At 67.4% G+C, this 17,764-nt stretch carries 16 protein-coding genes and 1 tRNA gene; 3 read left to right on the forward strand and 14 right to left on the reverse strand.

Features of this window, described 5'->3' with window-relative positions; translation table 11 throughout:
- Nucleotides 1-24: 24 nt before the first annotated feature.
- Nucleotides 25-1,020, reverse strand: a complete 996-nt coding sequence (locus DK847_RS21100) for a BON domain-containing protein (RefSeq protein ID WP_425358673.1) — start codon at nt 1,018-1,020, stop codon at nt 25-27.
- 113 nt (nt 1,021-1,133) lie between these two features.
- Between DK847_RS21100 and DK847_RS02770 the strand changes: the two genes are divergently transcribed.
- Complete coding sequence (locus DK847_RS02770) at nt 1,134-1,592, forward strand: hypothetical protein (RefSeq protein ID WP_111196072.1); 459 nt, start codon at nt 1,134-1,136, stop codon at nt 1,590-1,592.
- 36 nt (nt 1,593-1,628) lie between these two features.
- Here DK847_RS02770 and DK847_RS02775 read toward each other — a convergent pair whose 3' ends face one another.
- The 7 genes from DK847_RS02775 to DK847_RS02805 all read right to left on the reverse strand — a co-directional run bounded on the left by DK847_RS02775 (nt 1,629) and on the right by DK847_RS02805 (nt 8,704).
- Nucleotides 1,629-1,937, reverse strand: coding sequence for a DUF2853 family protein (locus DK847_RS02775; RefSeq protein ID WP_111196073.1), 309 nt, complete (start codon nt 1,935-1,937; stop codon nt 1,629-1,631).
- Nucleotides 1,938-1,980: 43 nt separating this feature from the next.
- Entirely contained in the window at nt 1,981-3,336 is a 1,356-nt protein-coding gene (locus DK847_RS02780) for a mechanosensitive ion channel family protein (protein WP_111196074.1), read from the reverse strand.
- Between the two features lie 156 nt (nt 3,337-3,492).
- Nucleotides 3,493-4,071 (reverse strand): hypothetical protein, encoded by a 579-nt coding sequence (locus DK847_RS02785; RefSeq protein ID WP_146256023.1) that lies wholly within the window; start codon nt 4,069-4,071, stop codon nt 3,493-3,495.
- Between the two features lie 207 nt (nt 4,072-4,278).
- Nucleotides 4,279-5,499 carry an NAD(P)/FAD-dependent oxidoreductase gene (locus DK847_RS02790; protein WP_111196076.1) on the reverse strand — a complete coding sequence of 407 codons (1,221 nt, stop codon included), beginning with the start codon at nt 5,497-5,499 and terminating at the stop codon, nt 4,279-4,281.
- The gene (gene pruA, locus DK847_RS02795; RefSeq protein ID WP_204508210.1) at nt 5,496-7,106 is read right to left on the reverse strand and encodes an L-glutamate gamma-semialdehyde dehydrogenase; all 1,611 of its coding nucleotides are present in this window, start codon (nt 7,104-7,106) and stop codon (nt 5,496-5,498) included. Before pruA ends, DK847_RS02790 begins: the two co-directional genes overlap by 4 nt.
- Before the next feature lie 111 nt (nt 7,107-7,217).
- Nucleotides 7,218-8,564: an NAD(P)/FAD-dependent oxidoreductase gene (locus tag DK847_RS02800; RefSeq protein WP_111196332.1), complete on the reverse strand. Its 1,347-nt coding sequence runs from the start codon at nt 8,562-8,564 to the stop codon at nt 7,218-7,220.
- A gap of 50 nt (nt 8,565-8,614) precedes the next feature.
- Nucleotides 8,615-8,704, reverse strand: a tRNA-Ser gene (locus DK847_RS02805).
- A gap of 112 nt (nt 8,705-8,816) precedes the next feature.
- Here DK847_RS02805 and msrA point away from each other — a divergent pair.
- Nucleotides 8,817-9,470, forward strand: coding sequence for a peptide-methionine (S)-S-oxide reductase MsrA (gene msrA / locus DK847_RS02810; protein ID WP_111196078.1), 654 nt, complete (start codon nt 8,817-8,819; stop codon nt 9,468-9,470).
- A 15-nt stretch (nt 9,471-9,485) separates the two neighbouring features.
- On the opposite strand, the gene DK847_RS02815 is transcribed toward msrA, so the two are convergent.
- The 6 genes from DK847_RS02815 to DK847_RS02840 all read right to left on the reverse strand — a co-directional run bounded on the left by DK847_RS02815 (nt 9,486) and on the right by DK847_RS02840 (nt 16,396).
- The gene (locus DK847_RS02815) at nt 9,486-10,457 is read right to left on the reverse strand and encodes a L,D-transpeptidase family protein (protein WP_111196079.1); all 972 of its coding nucleotides are present in this window, start codon (nt 10,455-10,457) and stop codon (nt 9,486-9,488) included.
- 174 nt (nt 10,458-10,631) lie between these two features.
- Entirely contained in the window at nt 10,632-11,753 is a 1,122-nt protein-coding gene (locus DK847_RS02820; RefSeq protein ID WP_111196080.1) for a Gfo/Idh/MocA family protein, read from the reverse strand.
- The gene (gene iolE / locus DK847_RS02825) at nt 11,753-12,646 is read right to left on the reverse strand and encodes a myo-inosose-2 dehydratase (RefSeq protein WP_111196333.1); all 894 of its coding nucleotides are present in this window, start codon (nt 12,644-12,646) and stop codon (nt 11,753-11,755) included. Before iolE ends, DK847_RS02820 begins: the two co-directional genes overlap by 1 nt.
- Nucleotides 12,647-12,650: 4 nt before the next feature.
- Nucleotides 12,651-14,495: a 3D-(3,5/4)-trihydroxycyclohexane-1,2-dione acylhydrolase (decyclizing) gene (iolD, locus tag DK847_RS02830; protein ID WP_111196081.1), complete on the reverse strand. Its 1,845-nt coding sequence runs from the start codon at nt 14,493-14,495 to the stop codon at nt 12,651-12,653.
- Between the two features lie 100 nt (nt 14,496-14,595).
- Nucleotides 14,596-15,576, reverse strand: coding sequence for a hydroxyacid dehydrogenase (locus DK847_RS02835; RefSeq protein WP_111196082.1), 981 nt, complete (start codon nt 15,574-15,576; stop codon nt 14,596-14,598).
- Nucleotide 15,577: 1 nt separating this feature from the next.
- Complete coding sequence (locus tag DK847_RS02840; RefSeq protein WP_111196334.1) at nt 15,578-16,396, reverse strand: HpcH/HpaI aldolase family protein; 819 nt, start codon at nt 16,394-16,396, stop codon at nt 15,578-15,580.
- 142 nt (nt 16,397-16,538) lie between these two features.
- Here DK847_RS02840 and DK847_RS02845 point away from each other — a divergent pair, with 142 nt between their 5' ends.
- A complete protein-coding gene (locus DK847_RS02845; RefSeq protein WP_111196083.1) occupies nt 16,539-17,762 on the forward strand; it encodes an NAD(P)/FAD-dependent oxidoreductase in 1,224 nt (407 codons plus the stop codon).
- The last annotated feature ends 2 nt before the right edge of the window (nt 17,763-17,764 follow it).

The raw sequence follows: 17,764 nt of genomic DNA on the forward strand, positions 1-17,764 counted from the left end.
ACCGCTTCCCGCCCCCCTGACGCCTCAGGCGCCGGACGACCGGCTGCCGGCGAGGGTTGAGGTGCCTGAACCACTGCCCGGCGCCGGCTGCGTGGTGGAGCCTTGCGCGGACGTGGCGTTGCGGTCCTTCACACGCAGATTGTTCTGCACATGCTTCACGCCGGAAATGGCCTCCGCCAGGTCTTCGGCACGGCGCTTTTCCTCGCGGCTCGTGACCTGTCCGGTGAGTGTCACCTCGCCGCTCGCCACCTTCACCTCGATGTCGGAGGCATCGAGCCAGCCATCATCGGTGAAACGGTCGTTCACGTCCTCGCGGATGCGATCGTCGGAGCGGGTATAGCCGCGCGGGCCGCGGCCCCGATGCTCGTCCATCTCGCGCCGGCGGCGGGCGTCGTCGTCGCCGAACCACGAGGAGACCTCGTCACCGGCACGTTCCCAGAAACCGCGCTCGCCGCCGCCCTGCCGGCCCTGCGCGTTGCCATAGCCGCTCGACCCATAACCATGGCCGGAGCCATAGCCCGAGCCTGAGCCCGTGCCATAGGTGCCCGAGCCATAGCTGCCGCTGCCATAGCTGCCGCGGCTGCCATAGCCGCCCGCACCATCATCGATCGCGCCCTGGCCGCCGCGGGACCCCCCGTAGCTGCCTTCGCCCACATAGGGCCGGTTCATGCCCTGGCCATAGGAGCCGGAGGAGCTCCCCCAACCGCCGCGCCCGCCGGAGGACTGGCCATGATCGCGGTCCATGCGATGGCTGCCCCCCTGGCCGAAGCGGCCCGTGCCGCCGCCCTGCCAGCCTTCCTCGCCATAGCGCCCCATGCGGTTCCACTCGCCGCCCTGCTGCTGGCCATAGCCGCCCTGCCAGCCCGACTGCTGCTGGCCGGAGCCGAATGGCTCGCGGCGTTCCTGGTCATCGAAGCCATGCTGCTGGGCATGCTCGCCAAATCCGCCGTCCTCACCCTGCCAGCCGCCGCGTTGCTGCCGCTCGCGGTCCTGCCAGTTGCGATCCCTGTTCTGTGCCATGATGCGTTCCTTCGCTGTGGCCGTACCCATGGGGCAAACCCGGTGCGGGCGAAGCTGGTTCCGTGCACTCCTGCATGCTTTGCGCGCGAAACGGCAGCGTGTATGAGAGCGCCATGACAACCGTGATCGATGACGCCGCCGTTCTGGAAGCCTTCGGAGTTTGCATTGTCGCCTATATGGTGATCGTGGCCCTGCATGTCGTGGGCCTGCATGCGACGGTGCGCATCTTCCGGCACAATTTCCACCCGCAGGACATCGCCAAGCTGCGCTATCACCAGACGGTGATCCTCATCCTCTCGGCGATGATGGTGCTGTTCGGCCTGCACCTCCTCACCAATTTCGCCTGGGGCGGCTTCATCTATGGTGCGGGCGTGCTTCCGAGCGTGCGTGACGGCGTGTTCTATTCGCTGGAGAACTACACCTCGCTGGGCCTGACGCGGGTGAACGTGGGCGATACCTGGCGCATGCTGGCGCCGATGATCTCGCTGTCGGGCGTGTTCTGCCTCGCCTGGTCGACGGCGATGCTGGTGAGTTTCCTCGGCCAGATCTATTCGTTGCGCCTGGGAGAATGAGACAGGGGCCGGCCTTCCGCCGGCCCCATCGAGAGATCAGGCGAGCCCGCCGAGCTTGCCGCTGGCTTCCGCCATCAGGTAGTAGAACGTCACGCGGTGCTTGGTCTTGTCGGCCTTCATCTTCTCGCACACCGCCTTGATGATCTTGTCGCTTTCCGCCGCGTCGAGGCCGAGCACCTTGGTGGCGAAGCCCTTGCGGATGCGGTCCACCTCCGCCTCGTCGGTGCAGGACACCAGCGAAGCATCACGCGACTGCAGCGCGATGCCGCAGAACTTGACGATGGCCGCGACGGCCTTGTCGTCGACGGCGGCGGTGTATTTGGCGATGTCGGTCTTGTAGTCCATCTTGTCTCTTCCTTTTCTGTCGGATTGGGCAGGCACGGCGAAATCACGGCGCTTCGGGCCGCGCCACGCGGCGCGACACGTTGCGGATCACCTTGTCCGCAAGCTCCGAATTGGTGACGGTGATGAGCGAGCCGTCCTCGGCCCGGATGCGGGTGGACCGCATGCCGATGTCCTCGACCGTTCCCGACAGCGGGCTCGAATCGATGGTGTCGCCCACCTTGATCGAGCCGTCGAGGAACAGGATGACACCGGCCAGGATGTTCTCCAGCGTCGGCTTGGCGGCAAGCGCCACGGCAAGGCCGCCGACGCCGAAGCCGGCGATGATGCCATAGACCGGTACGCCCGCCGCGCTGATGCCGTAGATGACGATGCCGAGCGCCGCCATGGCCGAGGCGATGCGCGTGCCCAGCCGGACGATGCTGGTGTCGAAGGTCTTGTCGGATTTCGTCAGCACCGCCGAAAGCCAGGTGCCCACCCACTCGCCGATGATCAGCACACAGACGATGAAGGCGCCGTAGAACAGCGTCATGAACACCAGCGTCATGACGGTGGCGCCAGCGCCGGACAGCCCGGCCTGGTCGACCACGATGCCGGTGGCATAGAGCGACAGCAGGCCGGTGGCCACGGCCTGGGCGAACCAGCGCAGGCCGCGCCGGCGAAACAGGTAGCCCACCGCCACCGGGATCGCCAGCACGGCGGCGAGGATCAGCGCCGCGATCAGCCACTGGAACACGGTGTTGGAGCCAAGGTCCCAGCGCAGGACGCCGGGCAGCTTCTGGGTCACGCCGGCCCAGCGTGGCGGCAGCAGCCCGCCGGGGGTTTCGGTGAGGTAGCGGTAGGGGCTGAAGCCCTGCCGGTTGCGCGTTCCCACCACCGCGTCATAGAGCGCGGGCACACTCGCCACCATGTCGGCGGTGAACACCACGTCGCCCATGCGCATGCCGGAACCGATGGTGCCGACCTGGATATAGGTGCCGGGGATGACCCACAGCCCGTCGCGCAGCTTGCGGAAGTCGGTGGCCTTGGTGACGCCCTCTGCCTTGAGGATCTCCCACAGCATGAAGGCCGTCTCGAGGCCTGCCGACTCGCGCCGCCACTCCGGCACCGCAGAGAGGTCCATCGAGTCGAGCACGTCCTTCTTGAGAAGCTCGATCTCGCCGGCCTGCTGTTCGTCGATCTCGGGATAGAACCAGGCGTCGTAGTAGCTGCGCGCCCATTCGCGCGCCTTCATGCGCAGCACGGTGCGGTCGACGGCGGTGAGGAAGGTCGCGAGGTGCTTCTCGGGCGTTGAGCGGTCGACCGTGATGTCGGCATAGCCGCCCTCGCCGTCGCTTGCCGCCGCCAGCGCGGGCAAAGCCATGATGAAGATCGCCAGGATGAATGCAACAACCGTCCGCACGCCGGGTTCCTCTTGCCGTGGACACACAACCGGGAGGCTTCATATTGAAGCGCGGTGCGGCGGGTAATGCGATTTCTACCTAAGCGGCAGCATTTCCTTGGCAAGGCCGGGCGGCGCCTGCCACCTGCGATTGGCATGGCCTCCACCGGGGCGGCGTCAGGGGGCGCGCGGAAAGGCGGCGCGGCCGATCGCCAACCCCACCCGGGCAATGATCGAGACCAGCAGGCAGCCGAGGAAGTCGCCCGTCATCATGGCGGTATAGTTGTGCAGGAACTGCTGCGGCTGGGTGCGGCCCTCGGCGAGGAAATGCAGGTTGAACAGCAGCGGCGTGACGACCGAGACCGCCAGCGCCAGCAGCGGCAGGTGAATGGGCCTGAGCTGCGTCAGCGAGCCCTTGATCCCGGCCACGCGGCAGAAGGCCTTCACGGTGAAGTAGGGTGCAAAGCCGGAGATGAATGCGTTGATCAGCACCTCGCGGGCGCTGCCATGGCCGAACTCCACCATGAACATCAGCGGATCGGCGAGGAAGATGCCGAGCGCGCCCCAGACGCCGAAGACGATCACGATCAGCAGGCGGAAGCCCGCCGGCACGAACACCAGGTCGATGCCCGGCGCAACATGGGTGCCCGCCATCAGGTACTTGTTGGCGATCCACACGGCGCACCACAACACGCCACTCGTCACCACCAACGCGGCGTCAAGCAGCCATGACTCGTCCTGTCGGCGATGCGGCATGTGCCCCCTCCGGAGCCGCCGGGCTCCGGTTCAAGCCGGCCGTTATAACAGCGCACAGCCGCCGGCACCATGCACTTGTCGGTGCCATGACCGGCCCTGAGCCCGCACGGACGGCGCCGGCTTCACGCCTTGCGTGCTCATTGCAACGCCTGTCCAGGGGCAGGGCCGCAGGACGCAACCCCGCTGTGGCGGTGCCCTGGGGCGGCCTCAGTGCCGGCCGCGCAGGAAGCTGCCGCCCGCTGCAACCACCCCCTCCGCGAAGCGGCTGGGGCGCAGCGGGTTGTCCTGGTGGCGCATCTCGCCGGTGAGGAGCCGCGCGACACGCCGCCCGGCCTCGGGCGCCAGCATGACACCTGCCCAGTAGCCGCAGTTGAGGTGGAAGCCCTTGACCTCCGTGGCGCCGATCAGCGGCTGGTCGTCGGGGGTGTACATGTAATAGCCCGCCGTGGTGGTGAGGTCGCTGCTGCTCAGCGTCTCCGCCACATCGGCCCAGAAGGGTGACAGCGCGGTGATCTTGTCGAGCAGCACCGCGGCATAGTCCCAGTCGGTCGGCACGTCCTCGACCGGGTTCGGCACCGGCTTCTCGTCGGGGTCGACCCAGGCCATCAGCGCGCCGCCATGTTCGGGGCGCCAGTAGGTTTCCTGCCCGATGTCGATGCACAGCGGCGCCTCGCGCGGGATCTGCGGCTTGGGCGCGACATGCACCTTCTGGCGGCGCACCGCGTCGATGGGCAGGCTCAGCCCCACCATCCGCGCGATGCCTTGAGCGAAGGGCCCGGCACAGTTCACCACCTGGCGCGTGGCGATCGCGCCGCGGTCGGTGATGACGGCGCAGACGCCATCACCATCCGTCTCGATGCCGGTTGCCCTGGTGGCGAGCAGGAACTTCGCCGCCGAGCCCTTGGCGAAGCCCTGCGTGGCCTCATGCGAGGACAGCCAGCCGTCATTCTGGTGGAAGGTGCCGCAGACCATGCGCTCCGAGATATAGGGGAAGCGATGCGCGATCTCCGCCTGGTTCAGGAACTCGGACCCGGTCACGCCATGGCTGTGATGCACCGCCACCGCCTGCTTCAGCGTCTCCGCCATGGCGGGCGCGTCCGAGACGAATAGATAGCCCTGGTGCTTCAGCGCAATGTCATGCCCGGGAAGGCCGACCGTCGCGGCGAAATCCTCGTAGATGCGGATCGACGGCAGCACGAGGTCGGCCATCGCCTTCTCGGTCATCTGGGCGCGGAAGCTTTCGATGGAGAGCGGCGTGGTGAGCGTCGACAGGCCGCCGCGCATCTCGACCAGCACCGTGTCGAGCCCCGCCTTCGACAGCCAGAAGGCCGTGGCCACGCCCACGATGCCGCCGCCGATGACCACGACATCCGCCGTCCTCGGCAGGCTGGCCTGATCCGGCACGAAGATCTTGCGCCCCGGGCTCATGCGCCGAAGGTCCACGTGCCCGGTGGAACATAGGTTTCCTTCACCGTGCGCGGCGAGGTCCAGCGCAGCATGTTCATCCACGAGCCTGCCTTGTCGTTGGTGCCCGAGCCGCGCATGCCGCCGAAGGGCTGCTGGCCGATCAACGCGCCCGTCGGCTTGTCGTTGAGGTAGATGTTGCCCGCGGCATTGACCAGCGCCTGCGAGGCCTGGTTGAGCGCGATCGGGTCCGGCGAGAAGACGGAGCCCGTCAGCGCATAGGGGCTGGTCTCGTCGATCAGCGCGAACATCTCCGGCCAGCTGGCATCGTCGTAGGGATAAACGGTGAGCACGGGGCCGAACAGCTCGTCGTGCATCAGCGCGTGGCGCGGGTTGGAGGTCTCGAGCACGGTGGGCTGCACGAACCAGCCGACCTCGTCCGAGGCCGTGCCGCCGGCGATGACCGTGATCTCGGCATCGGACTGCGCCGCCCCGAGCCGTGCCGAGAGGCGGTCGAAGGAGGCCTTGTCGATGACAGCGCCCATGAAGGTCCTGGGGTCCGCCACGTCGCCCACGGGGAGTTCGGCAAGGCGCTCCCTGATGCGGCGGCTGAGCGCCGGCCACAGGCTCTTCGGAACATAGGCGCGCGAGGCGGCAGAGCACTTCTGGCCCTGGAACTCGAAGGCAGCCCGCACCAGCGCGATGGCCAGCACCTCGACATCGGCCGAGGGATGCGCCAGCACGAAGCCCTTGCCGCCCGTTTCGCCGACAAGGCGGGGGAAGGTGCGGTAGTTCGACATGTTGGCGCCCACGCCCGCCCAGATCGACCGGAACACCGCGGTCGAACCGGTGTAGTGCACGCCCGCGAGCTCCGGCGAGGCGAGCGCCACGCGCGTCATCGCAGCCGCGTCCGCCGGCACGAAGTTGATGACGCCGGCAGGAAGCCCCGCCTTCTGCAGCGCCCGGAAGAAGATGTAGTTGGCAAGCGCCGACTTCTCCGACGGCTTCCACACGACGCCATTGCCCATCAGCGCGGGCGCCGTCGAGAGGTTGGCGCCGATCGCCGTGAAATTGAACGGCGACACGGCATAGACGAAGCCCTCGAGCGGGCGCCAGTCGATGCGGTTGGCAGCGCCCGCCGTCGACACCGGATGCTCGCGGAACAGCTTCTGCGCATAGAACACGTTGAAGCGCAGGAAGTCGATCAGCTCGCAGGCGGCATCGGGGTCGGACTGGTCGATGGTCTTGGACTGGCCGAGCATGGTGGCGGCGTTGATGCGGGTGCGCACGTCGCTGCCCACGATCTCGGCGGCGCGCAGCATGACGGCGGCGCGCGACTGGAAGGGCAGCTTTGCCCAGTCGGCGGCCGACCTGACCGCCGTCTCGATCGCCTCGCGATGCTGGGCCTCGGTCGGGCGGTGGATGCGCGCGACGACGCGGGCCTTGTCATGGGGCGAGCGGACTTCGACAACGTCATTGGAAAAATAGTCCTTGCCGCCGATGACGGTCGGGATGTCCACCACCTCGTGGTCCGCCAGCGCCCGGGCCAGCGCGGTGTGCTCCGGCGTGCCGGGCCTGTAGGCCCATTCGGGCTCGTTCTTGGGGAAGGGAAGATCGGGGACGAGGTTCACGGCGCAGGCTCTCCGGGTTGAGGGGGCGGCCCCATATAGTCCGCCCCGCGCGCCGGCCCCAAGCGCCGAAACCTCACGCATGTGTTGACTTTGCGGCAAAGGGTGCTGGCGCTACTCGTGCCGCGCCTGCCATTCCTTCCAGCGCATGTAGGCATTGGCTCCGATCGCGTCGACAGGGTGGGGCGGCAGCTTTGCCGGCGCGCCCTCGGCGAGGAAGAACCCCGTGATGTCGCTGGTCCGGCCGCAGGCCAGTTCGGCGGCGGCCATGCCCATCAGCGTGCCGCGCGCCGTGCCCAGCCCGTTGCACACGCAGGCTGCAAACAGGCCGGGCTCCAGTTCGCGCATCACCGAGACGCCGTTCTGCGACAGGCAGAGGTGGCCGGACCATGCATAGGCGAAGCCGACATCGCCAAGTGCCGGAAAGCGCGCCATGAACTTGTGCCGCATGCGGCGGACGAGGCGCTGCAGGTCGGCGTCACTGGTCTGCATGTCCGGGCGGTAATAGCCGCCCTGGCGGATGACGAGGCGGTTGCCGCCCTGCGCCGGGCCGATCCGCCGCAACGTGGTGCCCATGGCATCGGCGGGGGTAATGCCCCAGCACGCAGCACCGCCCAACCGGCGCAGCTGGTCCTCGTCCAGCTCCGCCGTCATGCAGGCGTTGAGCATGATGTGCATCAGCCGCCCGCTGCGGAATCCGAAGCTCTCGAGGTGGCCGTTGCTGGCGAGGATCACCTTGGCAGCGGCGAGGCTGCCCTGCGCGGTGGAAAGCTGCCAGCCGTCCCCGGTACTTTCGAAGCGCAGCACCGGCGACTGCTCGAACAGCGCCACGCCCTGCCGCACGAGCCCTGCGGCGAGGCCGCGCACATAGCCCGCCGGCTGCAGCATGGCGGTGCCCGGGGTGAACAGGCCGCCGCGATAATAGGTCGATCCGGTGATCTCGCGCATCGTGGCGGCGTCCAGCAGCTCATGCGGCTCGCCGAGTGCCGCAAGGTGCGCGGCATAGCTCTGGTTGGCGGCCAGCCCGCGCGCCGAGGCCGCGCCATTGATCTTGCCGGCGCGCTGGAAATAGCCCTCGGGAATGCCAAGCTCATCCACCGCTGCCGCGGCGAAATCGATGGCCTGGCGGTTGAGCCGGGTCAGCGCAAGGTCGCGCGCCGCGCCGCCGCCGGCATAGTCACGCGAGGTCAGGTCATGCGGCAAGTCGATCATGAAGCCGGAATTGCGCCCGGCCCCGCCCTCGGCCACGCGGCCGGCCTCGAGGATGGCGATGCGCGCCCCCGGCGCCATCTGGCGCAGCCGCCGCGCGGCGGAAAGCCCGGCGAAACCGGCCCCGACGATCGCAACGTCACAAGCGGCGGGCCCGCGCAGTGCGGGTTGCGCGGGCACGGGGCCGAGTATCTCGGACCACCCGGCCGGGCCGGTGTGAACGGGCAGGCGGCGGACGCTGCGCAGGCTCATCGGTGACTCGCCCACAGGCGTATCGGACCTAACGATATCAATGGGATAAATGGCGGAAGAGGAGGGATTCGAACCCTCGATACGCTTTCACGTATGCACGCGTTCCAGGCGTGTGCCTTAAACCACTCGGCCACCCTTCCTTGAAGTGGTGCGGGAATATCGTCATCCCCTTCATAAATCAAGCTTTGTTGAATGGTGCAGCGCAGATTGTCCGCCTATATCTGGCGGGCAACAGAAGAAGGACGAAGCCCCATGTTCTTTGCCCGCCAAAAGTCCCGCATGATTTCCCCCGCCGAGGCGCTGCCCGGCCGCGCCGAACCGCTGGCCACCGCCGAAACCCACCTGGTGAACGGCAACCCGCTGAAGGGCCCCTACCCCGCCGGCTTCGAGACCGCGGTCTTCGCACTCGGCTGCTACTGGGGTGCGGAGCGCAAGTTCTGGCAGCAGCCGGGCGTGTGGGTGACCGCGGTCGGCAATGCCGGCGGCTTCAGCCCCAACCCCACCTATGAGGAGGTGTGCTCGGGGCTGACGGGCCATGCCGAGTCGGTGCTGGTGGTCTATGACCCGAAGCAGGTGTCCTATGAGCAGCTGCTGAAGCTGTTCTTCGAGTCGCATGACCCGACCCAGGGCCTGCGGCAGGGAAACGATGTCGGCTCGCAGTATCGCTCGGCCATCTACTGGACCAGCCCGGCCCAGCGCGATGCGGCACTGGCCGCCAAGGCGATGTATGAGCAGGCGCTGGCGGCCAAGGGCTTCGGCCCGGTGACCACGGAGATCGCCGAGGCCGGCCCCTTCTATTTCGCCGAAGCCTATCACCAGCAGTATCTCGCCCGGAATCCCGGCGGCTATTGCGGGCTGGGCGGCACCGGCGTGTCCTGCCCCATCGGCACCGGCGTCGCCGCCTGACCGGATCAGCGGCCGTCACTCCATGAAGGTGACGGCCGTGCCCTTCTTCACCATCTTCGAGAGTTCCTCGGCGTCCCAGTTGGTCAGCCGCACGCAGCCATGCGACTGTGTCTTGGCGATGAGCGCGGGCTCCGGCGTGCCGTGGATGCCATAGGTGGGCTCGGTCAGGTCGATCCACACCGTGCCGACCGGATTGTTCGGCCCCGCGGCGATCTCGAGCAGGTCCTTGGTCTTCACCCCGCTGAAGTTCAGCTCCTTCGGATTGTAATAATACTTGGGCTCCGGCGCGATGGCGCTGACCTCGTGGGTGCCCGTCGGGCTCGGCGTGCCCTCGCTGCCGATCGAGGCGGGATAGAAGGCGACGAGCCTGTCCTGCGCATCATAGGCATAAAGTGCGCCCTGCCCCTTCACGACGTCGATGCGGGTGACGGTCTCCTTCTCATCGCGCGCTGCCACCTGGGCCACGGTGATCCCGCTCCCCGCCCTTGCGAAATCGGCGCCGGGGTTCAGGGCCTCGAGCAGGTCCTCGTCCATGTGGAATTTCTCGGCCAGCAACTCGCGCGGCGAGGTGAAGGACAGGTGCGCGAGCTTCGCCATGTCCTCGAGCCTGTCCGGCACCTTCATCACGAATGGACCCTGCACGTCCTTTTCCGAAATCGTGTAGCGCTGCAGCACGGGCTTGCCGTCCTCCGCCGCCAGTGCCTGCAGCAGGGCGGCATCATCCTTGCCGTCGAGGCCATTGGCCACCTCGTAGGCCGCGATGGCCTTGCGCACAATGTCGCCGGCGAGGCCGTCGATCACGCCGGGCGAGAAGCGCGAGCGGTCGAGCAGCACCTGCAGGCGGATCATGGCGGGGTCGATGGCCTTCCCGTCACCTTGGGCGAAGGACTGGGCCTGTTCGACGGCCTGCGGGTCGAGTCCAGCCGCCTGAACGGGACCCGGCAGGGCGAGCAGCAGGACAAGGGCGAGGGCGGGAAGGCGTGTCATGGGACCTCTGGGCGAAGTTCGGGTCCCGAACGGATGTGGCACGGATGTGGTTCCAGCGGCCCACAGAGGCGTGCTGACGGCCGTTCTGCAGCGCTCGGCTAGGGGGCTAGCCTGAAATGAAAATGCCCAAAAGCAATCGTTACGAATGTCATCAGGGCGCTGCGCTCCGTTTCGTCACGCCAGCTTCACCCATTCCCGCCGCTGTGAGGAGGCAATCGCCGCCTCGACCACCTTCTGGATCTCGTAGGCCTCGCGGAAATCCGGCGTGGCCTTCTCGCCGCGGCCGATGGCGCGCAGGAATTCGCCCATCTCGATGGTCTTGAGGTCGTTGAAGCCCAGCTGGTGGCCGCCGGCGATGCAGAACTCGCCATAAGGCGGGTGCTGCGGGCCCGCCTCGATCTTCACATAGCCATTGTTGCGGCTGTCGCCGCCGGCGCGGTAGAACAGCAGCTCGTTCAGCCGCTCCTGGGTGAAGACGAGCGAGCCCTTGTCGCCGCTGATCTCGAAGCCCAGCTGCATCTTGCGCCCGGTGGCGATCCAGTTGGCCTCGATGGTGCCGCCGCAGCCGCGCCCGAAATCGACGAGGATCCGCGCCACGTCGTCGACCAGAACCTCCTTGCGTTCCGCCGCTCCCCTCGCCACCGGGCGGCTCTTCACCACGGTCCGCACGTCGGCCGAGACCTGCGCGATGGACCCCAGCAGGAAGCGCGCCATGCCGATGATGTGCGAGCCGAGATCGGCGATGACGCCCGGGCCCCCGACGGGGTCGATGCGCCACGTATAGGGGCTCTCGGGATCATGCATGTAGTCCTCGGCATGGATGCCGCGGAAGCCGGTGATCTCGCCCAGCTCGCCGGCTGCGATCATGTCGCGGGCCTGCTTCAGGAGCGGGTTCTTGATGTAGTTGAAGCCCACCTGCGTGACGGCGCCGGCCTTCTCCGCCGCCGCGACCATCGCAGCCGAGTCGGCGAGCGTCGGCGACAGCGGCTTCTCGCAGTGGACATGCTTGCCCGCGGCGATGGCCGCCAGCGCCATCTCCTTGTGCAGCGTGTTGGGCGTGGTGATGGAGACGACGTCGATCCTGGGGTCGTTCACCAGCGCCCGCCAGTCGCTGGTGGCGCGCGCAAAGCCGTATTGATGCGCGGCTCTTGCCGCCAGCGCCTCGTTGACGTCGGCGATCATCTCCAGCCGCGGCACCGGAATGTCCGGGAAGGCGGCGAGCGCGGCACGATAGGCAAAGGCATGGGCCTTGCCCATGAAGCCCGTGCCGATGATGCCGATGCCCAGCTCCTTCATCAGGCGACCACCTCGTAGCCTGCCGCCGTCATCACCCGCATCAGCTCCTTGTGGCCGACCTGCGCCATCTTGAGGGGCGGCGCCTTCTTGGGGTCCTGCTCGGCCTCGACCACGAACCAGCCCTCATAGCCATAGCCGGCGAGCTTCTTCACGATCGCTTCGAAGTCGAGCGAGCCGTCGCCCGGCACGGTGAAGGCGCCCTTGATCACCGCATCGAGGAAGCTCTCCTTCGAGCGGTCGAGCCCCTTGATCACCTCCATGCGCACGTCCTTGGTGTGGACGTGGCGGATGCGCGCGTGATGCTTGTCGATGCAGCGCAGAACGTCACCACCTGCGAAGGCCATGTGGCCCGCGTCGAAGAGCAGCGCGATGTCGGAGGCCGCCATGAAGGCATCGAGCTCGGCCTCGGTCTCGACCACGGCACCCATGTGGTGGTGGTAGACGATGGGCATGCCCTGTGCCTCGACCCACTTGCCGAACTCCGAGACCTTGGCGCCATAGGCCTTCATCTCGTCGGCCGAGAGCTTCGCCTTGCTGGCGAGCGGGCGCGACTGGTCGCCCTGGATCGAGAGGCCCACCTCGCCATAGACGATGCAGGGGGCGTTCACCGCCTTGAACAGGTCGATCATCGGCTGGATGCGCTGCTTGTTCGACTCCAGCGACTCGTTCACCAGCGTGGCCGAGAACCAGCCACCGCACAGCGTGACATCGGCCTTCTTCAAGGCAGGGAGCATTTCGGCGGCCGTCGACGGGAACCGGCGGCCCTGCTCCATGCCGGTGAAGCCGGCCGAGCGCGACTGGCGCAGGCATTCTTCCAGCGAGACATCGTCCGAGAGCTGCGGAAGATCGTCGTTCCACCAGGCGATGGGCGACATGCCCAGCTTTGCTTTCAACATCTCAGACTCCAATGCGTTGCTTCTTGCGGATGGTTTCGTGGTGCTCGCGGGCCTTGCGCACCTCCGGCCGGTCGGAGACCTCCGGCACGCCGACATCCCAGTCGGCGTCACCCGGCACCCAGGCATAGGCGTCGGTGACGATGGAGATGACCGTCGTGCGGTCGGTGGTCTTGGCCCACTTCAATGCGGCTTCGAGGTCGGCGAGGCTCTCGCACTGCCGGGTGAGCGCACCCATGGAGGCGGCATGCTGCGCGAAGTTGACCGCGAAGGGCTCCTTCACGCGGCTGTCCTTGATCAGGTTGTTGAAGGAGGGCGTGCCCTTGAAGTTCTGCAGGCGGTTGATCACCGCATAGCCGCCATTGTCGCAGACCACGACGATCAGCTTGTGGCCGGTGAGGACCGTCGAATAGATGTCGGAGTTCATCATCAGGTAGGAGCCATCGCCCACCATCACGATGGTTTCACCGTCGCCCTTCTTGGCCATGGCATGGCCCCAGCCGCCGGCGATCTCGTAGCCCATGGCGGAGAAGCCGAATTCGAGGTCATAGGTGTTGGGGTTCTTGATCTTCCAGCCCTTGGCCGTCTCGCCGGGAAGGCCGCCCGCCGCCGTCACCATGGTATCGTTGGGTGCCGCCCATTTGTTGACGACGCCGACCACCTGCGCATAGGTCGGCACCGGATCGTTGGTGGGCTTCTGGTGCTGGTCGAGGAGATCGTTCCAGCCCTTGAAGGCCGCCTTGCCCTTCTGCGTCCAGGCGGCGTCGACCTTCCAGCCGGCAAGAGCAGCGGCGAGTTCCGCCACCGTCTCCTTCGCGTCGCCGACCACGGCGAGGGCCCGGTGCTTGGTCGCGTCATAGCGCGCGGCATTGATCGAGACGAACTGCGCATCCTGCGCGAAGACCGTCCACGAGCCGGTGGTGAAGTCCTGCAATCTCGTACCGATGGCGATGATGACATCCGCCGCCCCCGCCATCTCGTTGGCCGAGGACGAGCCGATGACGCCGATGGGGCCGACATGGGCCGGGTGGTCATGCGTGACGGCACCCTTGCCGGCGATGGTCTCGGCCATGGGTACGCCGTGCTTCAGCGCGAAGTCGGCCACTTCCTTTTCCGCGCCCGAATAGCGGACACCGCCGCCGGAGATGATGAGCGGCCGCCTGGCGGACTTGATCAGCTCCACCGCCTTCGCCACGCGGTCGCGGTCCGGCCTGAGGCGCGGGATGGTGTGGACCGTGGGGGCGAAGAAGGCCTCGGGATAGTCGAAGGCAATTTCCTGCGTGTCCTGGCAGAGGCCGATGAAGGCCGGGCCGCAGTCGCCGGGGTCGAGCATCGTTGCCACCGCCTGTGGCAGCGACGAGATGATCTGCTCGGGATGCGTGATGCGGTCCCAGTAGCGCGTCACCGCCTTGAAGGCGTCGTTGACCGAGACGGTCGGGTTGTTGAACTGCTCCACCTGCTGCAGCACCGGGTCGGGCCGGCGGTTGGCGAAGACATCGCCCGCGAGGATGAGGATGGGGAGCCGGTTGGCATGCGCGCAGCCCGCCGCCGTGACCATGTTGAGGGCACCGGGTCCGATGGAGGAGAGTGCCACCATGATCTGCCGGCGCCGCATCGCCTTGGCATAGCCCACGGCAGCCAGCGCCATCGACTGCTCGTTCTGGCCGCGCCAGGTGGGCAGCTTGTCCTGCACCGCCTCCAGCGCCTCGGAAATGCAGGTAACGTTGCCATGGCCGAAGATGCCGAAGAGCCCGGCGAAGAGCGGTACCTGCTTGCCGTCGATGACGGTGAACTGGTTGCACAGGTAGCGCACGAGCGCCTGGCCCATGGTCAAGCGGACAGTCGACATGGCGGATCCTCCCATTGGCATGCGTATTGGAACATTTCTTCTATTTCTTCAAGCGATGGAATGCAGCTTCCATTCCAGAACCTGCGGCCCGGCGACCAGTCTAGGCACGCCCCGGCGCTTGCGCCAGTTCCGCGGCATTGACCACCAGTGCCGGGTCCAGCCTGCCGGCAAAATGATCGAGCACGTTCTGGACCGAGGCCACCGCCATGCGGGCCGCGCACTCCGCCGTGAGGCCCGCGGCATGGGGGCTGAGCAGCACGCGCTCGTTGGCCAGCAGCGGGTCGTCGGCCGGGGGCGGCTCGGTCTTGAACACGTCGAGGCCGGCCCCCGCGAGGCGGCCCTCGCGCAGCGCCCGGTCCAGCGCCGCCTCATCGACCAGCCCGCCGCGCGCCGCATTGACGAGGATGGCGCCGGGCTTCATCGCGCCGATCTCCTCCTCCCACATCACCGCACCCGCGGTGGTGCCCGGCATGTGGAGCGAGACATAGTCGGCACTGCCCAGCGCCTTCACCAGGTCGGGCTCGGGGCGCACGCCGTGCTTGGCCATCACCTCGGGCTTGACGAAGGGGTCATAGGCCGCAACCGCCATGCCGAAGGCATTGGCGAGCTGCGCGACACGCCGGCCGATGCGGCCGAAGCCGACGAGCAGCAGCGTCTTGCCGTCGAGTTCCACCGTCTCGAAACGGTTCCTGACGTTCCATTGGCCGCGGCGGATCGCGGCATCGTGCTGGGCCGCCTTGCGCGCCGTGGCGAGCATCAGCATCAGCGTGTGCTCGGCGACGGCACGCGAATTGACGTCGCCGACGATTGCCAGCGGAATGCCGCGCGCGGAGAGCGCCTTCACGTCCACCGCGTCATAGCCCACGCCGTGGCGCGACACGATCTTGAGGTTCGGCGCTGCGGCGACCACCTCTGCCGTCATCGGCTGGGTCCGGAGGATCACAGCGTCCGCCGTGCCCACATGCGGCAGGTAGGACTCGAGCGAGATCTCGTCGACCAGCGTGAAGCTCATGTCCTTCGCGGCCTTGAGCCGCTCGAGGCCCGCAGCGTGCAGCTTTCCGGCAACGAGGATGTGGGCCATCTCAATACCCCGCGTTCTTCGGTGCCGCGGCCTCGGCCACCTGTTCGCCGATGAGCTTGCGGGCCTGGTCGACGCTCGCCTTCGCCGCACCCGCCAGCAGGCGCACGTCGTTGAGCAGCGTCACCATGTCGAAGCCCCAGCCGATGGCGCGCGCCGCATAGGCCGAGTTGCCGCAATGGATGGCCGCCTTGATACCCGCCTCATGGGCGCGGGCGAGGATTTCCCTGATGGCCTCGATCATCTCCGGCTCCTCGCGGTCGAAGCCCGTGGGATACTTGCGGCCGGTGAGGCCGAGCGTGAGGTCGGCGGGGCCGATATAGACGCCGTCGAGGCCGGGTGTCGCCACGATGTCCTTCAGGTTCTTCATGCCGTCCGCCGTCTCGATCATGGCGAGTGCGATCACCTGGCTATCGGCCCACTTGCCGTAATCCGCACCATGCGCGAAGACCGCGCGGGTGGGGCCCATGCTGCGCTGGCCATGCGGCGGATAGCGCAGGCAGGAGACGAACTGTTCGCTTTCCGCGCGGCTGTTGATCATCGGGCAGATGATGCCGAGTGCCCCGGCGTCCAGCGCCTTCATGATGTCGCCCGGCGCATTCCACGGGACGCGCACCAAGGGCGTGACGGGGGAGGCCTTCATCGCCTGCAGCATGGGGGCCAGGGCCTCGTAACCGAGGAAGCCGTGCTGCTGGTCGATGGTGAGCGAGTCATAGCCCTGCGCAGCAAGGATTTCGGTGGTGAAGGCATTGCCGATCGACAGCCAGCCGTTGAGCACCGGCTTGCCCTCGGCCCACAGGCGGCGGACGTTGTTCTGGGTCATCTTGGTTTCTCCCTGGCCTCCTTGATTGGCCAGCATCGGGCCGCCGTCAAGTGACCGAGCACCGATGCCGGAGCATGGCTGGACGGGCTGGAATTGCCGGGCGGGATGGCGTAACCAGCCTCCTCGCACAGGCGGCGGAGGAATGATGTCGGAAAGAGGCATGGTGATCGTCGGGGGTGGCATGGCGGGGGCACGCGCCATCGTGAGCCTGCGGGCCAATGGCTATGAGGGCCCCATCACGCTGGTCAGCGAGGAAACGCTGCTGCCCTATGACCGGCCACCCCTCTCCAAGGCCATGCTGCTGGAGGAGAAGGAGCCGCAGCCGGTGCACCTTCTGGATGACGGCATGATCGCCTCGCTCGGCGCCATCTTTGTGCGCGGCGTGAAGGCCGTGGGGCTCGACCGCAAGGCGAAGGCGCTGGTACTGGAGGACGGCCGCGCCATTTCCTACGACAAGCTGCTGATTGCCACCGGCGCCAAGCCGCGCCGCCTGTCCATCGAAGGCGGCGAACTCGCCTATACGCTGCGCGACTTCGCCGACGGCGACCACCTGCGCCACCGCCTGCGCCAGAGCAGGTCGGCCGCCATCATCGGCGGCGGCTTCATCGGCCTCGAGGTGGCTTCGAGCGCGCGTAAGCTCGGCCTCGACGTGACGCTCGTCGAGGCGCAACCCCGCATCCTGATGCGCGGCGTGCCCGAAGAAATTGCCAGGGTGGTGCATGCGCGCCATGTCGAGGCGGGCGTCACCATGCAGGTGGGCACTGCCTTGAAGGCGGTGGAGACCGATGGCGTGCGGCTGGCGGATGACCGCAAGGTCACGGCCGAGATCGTGGTGGCGGGCATCGGTGCGGCACCTGAGATTTCCCTCGCGCAGGGCGCCGGGCTTGCCATCGACAATGGCATCGCCTGCGATGCGAGGCTGCAGACCAGCGACCCCGACATCTATGCCGCAGGCGACTGCTGCTCCTTCCCGCACGGGCTCTTCGGCAACAAGCGCATGCGCCTCGAGGCCTGGCGCAATGCCACCGACCAGGCCAATGTCGCGTCCGAGAACATGCTGGGCGGATCGAAGCCTTATATGGCCGTGCCGTGGTTCTGGTCCGACCAGTATGACCTGTCGCTGCAGATCGCCGGCAACCCGGCGGACGGGCCGGAGATCGTGAAGCGCCAGACGGGCGAGCAGTCCTTCGTGATGTTCCACCGCGACCATGAGGGCCGCCTCGTCGGCGCTTCCGGCATCGGGCCGGGCAATTCCATCGCGCGTGACGTGAAGCTGGCCGAGATGCTGATCGGCAAGCGCGCGGCCCCTTCGGCCGAACAGCTGGCCGATCCTTCCGTCCAACTCAAAGTGCTTCTCAAGGGCTGACA

It is taken from the genome of Aestuariivirga litoralis (assembly GCF_003234965.1).
GTDB classification, from domain to species: domain Bacteria; phylum Pseudomonadota; class Alphaproteobacteria; order Rhizobiales; family Aestuariivirgaceae; genus Aestuariivirga; species Aestuariivirga litoralis.